Below are 7,119 nucleotides of genomic sequence, written 5' to 3'. Positions count from 1 at the left end.
GCTTACCATGCGCAATCGCACGCAGGGCGGCAAGTGCTGCAACCAGCGTTTTACCGGAACCGACATCGCCCTGCACCAGGCGCATCATTGGGACATCCAGCGCCATATCGCGTTCAATTTCGGCAGTGACCCGGGCCTGTGCGCCGGTTGGTTTAAAGGGGAGCGCCGCCAGCAGTTGATCTTTCAGCCGATTGTCAGGACTCAGCGGTTGGGCGTGAAAACGTTGCGCCCCGGCGCGAAGCGCCAGCATGCTGAGATTGTGCGCCAGGAGTTCTTCCAGAATCAGGCGTCGCTGAGCCGGGTGTTGTCCGGTTTCAAGGTCGCTAAGCTGTAACGTCGGTGGCGGACGGTGTAATGTGCGCAACGCTTCCGGCAGGCTCATCATGCCTTGTAGTAACTCCGGAGGGAGCAACTCGGCAATGGCGCAGGTATCGAGCAGATCCAGCGCCTGATCGGTCAACTTGCGCAGCGTTGCCTGCTTAACGCCTTCCGTGGTCGGATACACCGGCGTGAGCGTTTCCTGCAGTTCCGGCGTGCTGAGATCGCCCTGTACGCGGTATTCCGGGTGAATCATTTCTGCGCCGTACTTGCCACGTTTCGCCTCGCCATAGGCCAGTACCCGACGCCCGGTGGCGAGGCTGTTTTTCATTGCTGCGCTGAAGTTGAAGAAACGCATAGTGAGAATGCCGGAGCCATCGCTTATCTGGCAGGTCATCATCCGGCGGCCACCAAAAGTGATATTGCAGTTCAGCACTTCGCCTTCAACGGTGGCATAGACGCCCGGCAGCAGTTCGCCAATGGGGTACAGATGAGTACGGTCTTCGTAGCGCAGAGGGAGGTGGAGCAGGAGGTCCTGCACGGTGTGCAAGCCAATTTTCGCCAGTTTACTGCTTTGTGCTGCGCCAACGCCCGTCAGAGAGTTGAGCGGGATGGCATCCAGTAAACGGCCTTTCATCGCGATTATTTCGCAGACTGCATAGTGGCCCACCACGTTGCATCGGCTTCAATTTCGCCCTGCGTGTTTACGTGAGGGTAGGGAAGTCCTTTGCGCTTAGCGACATTCGCCAGCACCGGATAACCGCCTTCAAACAGCAAGCGCTGCTGTTCATCTTCCGGCAACATGCTGTTTTCTCGTCGGTACATGCCAGCATTTTGTCGCTGGCGCTGTGCTTCGTACAGAATCAGCGCAGAGGCAACTGAAACGTTCAGTGACTGTACCATGCCAATCATCGGAATGATGATGTCCTGGTCCGCCAGATCGAGTGCTTCCTGAGTAATGCCGGTTTTTTCCTGGCCCATCAGGATGCAGGTCGGTCGCGTGTAATCAATCTCGCGGAAATCGACGGCTTTATCAGAGAGGTGGGTCGCCAGAACCTGCATGCCCTGGCTTTTTAACTGCGTGACCGCATCGCTAATGGTCGGGTGGGTTTTAACCTGCACCCAGCTGTTACTGCCCGCGGCAGAAGAGGCCATGGTACGCATACGGCTACCCGGCCAGACGGCGTGGACTTCATGTACGCCGACTGCGTCTGCGGTACGAATGATCGCAGAAACGTTATGAGGTTTATGGACCTGCTCCATGCAGACGGTCAGATCGGGCTGACGCCTGGCAAGCATTTCGCAAATGCGCTCATAGCGTTTTGAGTTCATATCTCTAGTTTCGGTTGCGGGTGACTTTAATCACGTCCGGCATGACGCGGATTTTGCGCATAATATTCGCCAGATGCACGCGATCGCGAGCGGTCAGGCGAATAAAGGCGCTATAAACACGACCGTCTTTCTCTTCAGTATTCAGACTTTGAATATTGGAGGTCGTCGTGTTGATTGCCGCCGTCAGGTTCGCCAGAGCACCCTGGTGGTTAAACATGTCCACCTTAATTTCTGTGATGAACTCCTGCTCTGTCTCTTTATCCCATTCCACCGCCATAAATTTCTCTGGCTCTTTCTGGTAGCCACGAATGTTACGGCAGGACTCATGGTGAATCACCAGACCTTTACCCGGACTGACGTGGGCAATGATCGGATCGCCAGGAATTGGACGACAGCATTTGGCAAAGGTGATCAGTACGCCGTCTGCGCCTTTGATCGGCAGATGACCATGACCAGATTGCGCAGGAACGTTCGCCGATGCTTCGCCCTGCTGAAGGTTTTTCGCTACCACCACGCTCATGGCGTTGCCCAGACCGATTTCCGCTAACAGATCGTCAAGCGTAGCGAGCTTCATACGCTCAAGCTCACGCTGGATACTTTCCTGCGGGATTTCAGCCAGTTTACGGCTACCACCCAGGGCATGGTTAAGCAGTCGACGCCCCAGACTGACGGAATCATCGCGCTTAAGGTTTTTCAGCAGTTGGCGAATTTTTGCTCGTGCTTTCGAGCTGACGACGAAGTTGAGCCATGCCGCATTCGGCCGGGCGCCCGGCGCGGTAATGATTTCAACGGTCTGACCGCTAAACAGCGGTTGGGAAAGCGGATAAGGCTGTCTGTCGACACGTGCGCCAACGCAGGCATGACCGATATCGGTATGTACCGCGTAGGCGAAGTCGACAGGCGTCGCACCGGCAGGCAGCTCGACAATACGCCCTTCCGGTGTGAAAACATAAATCTCATCCGGGAAGAGATCAGATTTAACGCTTTCAATAAATTCAAACGAGCTACCGGCGCTTTGCTGCAGTTCCAGCAGGCTTTGCATCCAGCGTTGTGCGCGGATTTGTGCCGTGGTGCTGGTTTCGCCATGCTCTTTGTACGCCCAGTGTGCCGCGACCCCCATCTCCGCCATCTGGTCCATGTCTTCGGTACGAATTTGTACTTCAACAGGCACGCCGTGCGGGCCGATCATTGAGGTATGCAAAGACTGATATCCGTTCGCTTTGGGAATGGCGATATAGTCTTTCACGCGACCTGGGCGCGGTTTGTACAGGCTGTGCATCTGGCCGAGTACGCGATAGCAGGTATCGGAGTCATGAACGATGACGCGGAAAGCGTAAATGTCCATGATCGAATGAAAACGCTGCTCTTTGAGCACCATTTTGCAGTAGATCGAGTACAGGTGTTTCTCGCGACCGCTTACGCGACACGGAATGCCTGCTTCCTGCAAACGCCCCTCGATCTCCGAGAGGATTTTTTGAATCATCTCTTTGCGGTTGCCGCGGGCGGCTTTTACCACTTCTTTAATCACGCGATAGCGGTTCGGGTACAGCGCTTCAAAACCCAGCTCTTCCAGCTCGGTTTTAATGTGATGAATACCTAAACGATGCGCCAGCGGACTGTAGATTTCGAGGGTTTCACGGGCGATGCGGCGGCGCTTATCGGGGCGTAATGAGCCCAGCGTGCGCATATTGTGGGTACGGTCGGCAAGTTTGATGAGAATGACGCGGATATCCTGCACCATCGCCATAATCATCTTGCGAAAGTTTTCAGCTTGCGCCTCTTTCTTATCGCGAAACTTAAGCTTATCAAGCTTAGATACCCCTTCTACCAGCTCTGCAACGCTTTTACCAAAAAGCTGTTCCATGTCCTGGTAGGTGGCTGGAGTATCTTCAATCACGTCATGCAGCAGCGCAGCCATCAGCGTTTCGTAGTCGAGTTTCATCTCGGCCAGAATGCAGGCTACCGCTACGGGGTGCGTGATATAAGGTTCACCGCTTGAACGTGTCTGGCCCTCGTGAGCGTCACGTGCAACGAGATACGCCTGCCGAAGACGCTTAATCTGGTCTTCCGGCAGGTAGTTTTGAATCAGCTGATTCAGGCTTTCAAACAGATACAAGGGCGACCCGCTTTGTGATTAACGACGACCTTCAGCAATAGCGGTAACGGCTTGTAATTCAGCGGCTTCCTGCTCTTGCTGTTCCTGGCGCTCACGTACGTCGAGGATCTGGTTGTTGATCAGACCTTCTTCGATTTCGCGCAGCGCGATAACGGTAGTTTTATCGTTTTCTTCCGGTACGAGCGGATCCTTTCCGCCTACCTGCATCTGACGAGCGCGACGCGCGGCGACCAGTACCAGGTCAAAACGGTTACCAATTTTCTCTACAGCGTCCTGAACAGTTACGCGTGCCATACTTAAAATGCTCCACAGGTGAAGAAATGACTGGGCATGATACTGAATGTGGGTTCAGTCTGCCAACAGTTTGCTGATTAAAGCGTCATGACGCTGCTTTTGGCGGCTCATGCGCAGACGTTCGGCGCGAATGATGGTTTTCAAATCGCCCAGGGCGGTATCGAAATCATCGTTCACAATAAGATAATCATATTCGGCGTAATGGCTCATTTCTGCAACAGCTTGCGCCATACGTTTTGCGATCACGTCTTCGCTATCCTGACCTCGACCACGAAGACGGCGGTCCAGCTCAATCTTAGAGGGCGGCAAAATAAAAATACTGCGCGCATGCGGCATTTTTTCACGAATTTGCTGCGCACCTTGCCAGTCGATATCTAAAAAGACGTCTACGCCGGATGCTAATACTTGCTCAATGGCCTCACGCGAAGTGCCGTAGTAATTACCGAAAACCTCAGCGTGTTCCAGAAACGCGTCTCTGCCAATCATGGCTCTGAATTCGTCATGGTTCACAAAGAAATAGTGTTCACCATGCACTTCCCCCGGGCGCGGTGCGCGCGTGGTGTGCGAAACAGAAACCTGGGTGTCATACAACGGTTGGGTCTTTAATAAAGCCTGAATCAGGCTGGATTTACCCGCGCCACTGGGGGCAGAAACAATATAAAGCGTGCCTTGAGCCATGAGTATCTTAATGTATGTGATTGTCGAAAGAGAGCCTACATACGGGCTTATTATACACGTAGCCGCTATGTGACGTAGCCTTTGTCACACTTTTTGCGCATGTTTATTGCGTTTTGCGTACCCGTTTCCTGTTTTATCGGTGATTTGCAGCAATATGTGAAAAGGTCAGGAATGCTGTTCGCACAATCAATTTTTGTCGCTCTGTTTCCATTGCGCTTCGCGCTATATCTGAGCCGGGAAGCACATTGCTCAGCGGAGGCAGCATGAGGCGATGGAAATGCCTTGGCATAGTTTTACTGGTCTGGAATTTGCCTGTCTGGGCGGTATGCCCGGTCTGGTCTCCAGCCCGGGCAGGCGAGGAAATTTCACGATTACAGCAGCAGATAACACAGTGGAATGATAGTTACTGGAAACAGGGTGTCAGCGCCGTTGATGACGGCGTTTATGACCAGCTCAGTGCGCAACTCATCCAATGGCAGCGCTGTTTTGGCGATGAAGCCCCACCTGATCTGTCTGCGCCCCCAATCAGTGGCACAGTCTCACATCCAGTGCCTCACACGGGGGTCCGTAAGCTGGCAGATAAGCAAGCGTTACAGCAATGGATGCGTGTTCGCAGCGATCTCTGGGTACAGCCAAAGGTCGACGGCGTGGCGGTCACGCTGGTCTATCGCAATGGCAATCTGGTAAGAGCGATTAGCCGAGGTAATGGCCTGAAAGGTGAAGACTGGACGCAAAAGGTGCTGCGGATACCTTCCGTACCACACAAGACCAAAGGTCTGCTGGCAAACAGTACGTTGCAGGGCGAGATATTTTTACAGCAGGAAGGGCATATCCAGCAACAGAGTGGGGGAATGAATGCCCGCTCAAAGGTCGCTGGAATGATGATGCGCCAGAGCAACCCGGAATTGTTACGTTCGTTGGCTATATTCATCTGGGCCTGGCCTGATGGTCCGGCGGTCATGTCGGAAAGGCTGGAACAACTCACTGCCGCCGGGTTCAGTTTCACGCAACGCTATACCCAGCCCGTGAAAAATGCGGACGATGTCGAGCATGCCCGTACCCGTTGGTGGACTTCAGCACTCCCTTTTGTGACGGATGGCGTCGTGGTGCGATCGGGGAAAGAACCGCAGGCGCGATACTGGTTACCTGGGCAGGGAGACTGGCTGGCGGCATGGAAATATCCGCCCGTGGCTCAGGTATCCGAGGTCACAGATATTCAGTTTTCAGTCGGTAAAAGTGGGAAAATTGCCGTAGTCGCGCTGCTGGCACCCGTCATGCTGGATGATAAACGCGTGCAACGCGTCAATATTGGCTCTGTACGCCGCTGGAATGAATGGGATATCGCGCTTGGAGATCGGATCCTGATAAGCCTGGCCGGACAGGGGATCCCGCGTATCGACGAAGTGGTCTGGCGTAGCACTCAACGCACTAAGCCAACGCCGCCTGTGGGACATTTCAATTCAATGACCTGCTTTTATGCCACGCCGGCGTGTTATGAGCAATTTATTGCCAGACTGGTTTGGCTGGGCGCGAAAGAAGTGCTGGAATTAGAAGGTATTGGTGAAGCGGGATGGCGTAACCTTCATCAGACGTATCACTTTGAACATATCTTTTCCTGGCTCGGATTAACTCAGGAGCAGCTCCGGTCCACATTAGGCGTAAGCAAAGGGGAGAAGATGTGGCATCAGTTCAACCTGTCGCGCCATCTTCCGTTCACACGTTGGGTTATAGCCATGGGAATACCGTTAACACAGGCAACGCTGAATGCCTGTCGGGATGCTTCGTGGCAACAATTGCAGGACCGTGATGAACAAAGCTGGCGACAACTCCCTTTAATGGGGGAGCGCCGGGCACGACAGATTATTCAGTGGCTGGAGGCCAGGGAGGTCATAGCGCTGAGCAACTGGCTGGCTGCTCAGCGTATTACGGGCTTTATGCCTTAATGGCCTTCATGGCGATAATAAAATACTGGCAGGCCCAACTTCAGGCGTAGCGCCAGTAAGCGGGCGGTAAAACCGAAGAGTAGGGTAGAGATAACCACCACATCGTGGCTGGAGACGTAATGTTGCAGCACGATGTAAAGCACGGCAGCGGCAAAAGAAACGCCAGCATACAGCTCTTTCTGGAACACTAACGGAATGCGTTTGCAGAACATGTCGCGTAACACGCCACCGAAGACGCCGGTAGTGACCGCAGCGACCACGGCGATAATCGGCCCGTGACCCATATCCAGCGCCACCTGTGCGCCAATAATAGAAAAGACCACCAGGCCCAGCGCATCCAGTACAAGGAATATTTTACGCAGGTAGGGCATGACAGGAGCAATAATGGTGGTGAGTACCGCAGCGGCCGCCACAATGATGACGTATTCAGGATGCTTT

Annotated in this window: 7 protein-coding genes; 1 reads left to right on the top strand and 6 read right to left on the bottom strand. The window is 53.8% G+C overall.

Going from position 1 to position 7,119, the window contains the following annotated elements; genetic code table 11:
* The 5 genes from KQJ18_RS19875 to gmk form a co-directional block, all read right to left on the bottom strand.
* The coding region (locus KQJ18_RS19875) for an OB-fold nucleic acid binding domain-containing protein (RefSeq protein WP_253297535.1) at positions 1-955 on the bottom strand (955 nt) is incomplete at its 3' end.
* 5 nt (positions 956-960) lie between these two features.
* A complete protein-coding gene (gene trmH / locus KQJ18_RS19870) occupies positions 961-1,650 on the bottom strand; it encodes a tRNA (guanosine(18)-2'-O)-methyltransferase TrmH (RefSeq protein ID WP_137360309.1) in 690 nt (229 codons plus the stop codon).
* Between the two features lie 4 nt (positions 1,651-1,654).
* Complete coding sequence (gene spoT / locus KQJ18_RS19865) at positions 1,655-3,766, bottom strand: bifunctional GTP diphosphokinase/guanosine-3',5'-bis pyrophosphate 3'-pyrophosphohydrolase (RefSeq protein ID WP_038635422.1); 2,112 nt, start codon at positions 3,764-3,766, stop codon at positions 1,655-1,657.
* 18 nt (positions 3,767-3,784) lie between these two features.
* Positions 3,785-4,060, bottom strand: coding sequence for a DNA-directed RNA polymerase subunit omega (gene rpoZ / locus KQJ18_RS19860; RefSeq protein ID WP_000135058.1), 276 nt, complete (start codon positions 4,058-4,060; stop codon positions 3,785-3,787).
* A 54-nt stretch (positions 4,061-4,114) separates the two neighbouring features.
* A complete protein-coding gene (gmk, locus tag KQJ18_RS19855; RefSeq protein WP_038635416.1) occupies positions 4,115-4,738 on the bottom strand; it encodes a guanylate kinase in 624 nt (207 codons plus the stop codon).
* Positions 4,739-5,001: 263 nt separating this feature from the next.
* Here gmk and ligB point away from each other — a divergent pair, with 263 nt between their 5' ends.
* Complete coding sequence (gene ligB, locus KQJ18_RS19850) at positions 5,002-6,681, top strand: NAD-dependent DNA ligase LigB (protein ID WP_216422562.1); 1,680 nt, start codon at positions 5,002-5,004, stop codon at positions 6,679-6,681.
* Here the strand turns inward: ligB and KQJ18_RS19845 are convergent.
* On the bottom strand, positions 6,678-7,119 hold a 442-nt coding region (locus KQJ18_RS19845), incomplete at its 5' end, for a trimeric intracellular cation channel family protein (RefSeq protein WP_216422561.1). The genes ligB and KQJ18_RS19845 overlap by 4 nt on opposite strands.

This window comes from Citrobacter sp. S55_ASV_140 (assembly GCF_018919505.1).
Taxonomy (GTDB): Bacteria; Pseudomonadota; Gammaproteobacteria; order Enterobacterales; family Enterobacteriaceae; genus Citrobacter; species Citrobacter werkmanii.
Note: the sequence above shows the minus strand (reverse complement) of the source record. Positions and strands in the feature narration are given on the sequence as shown.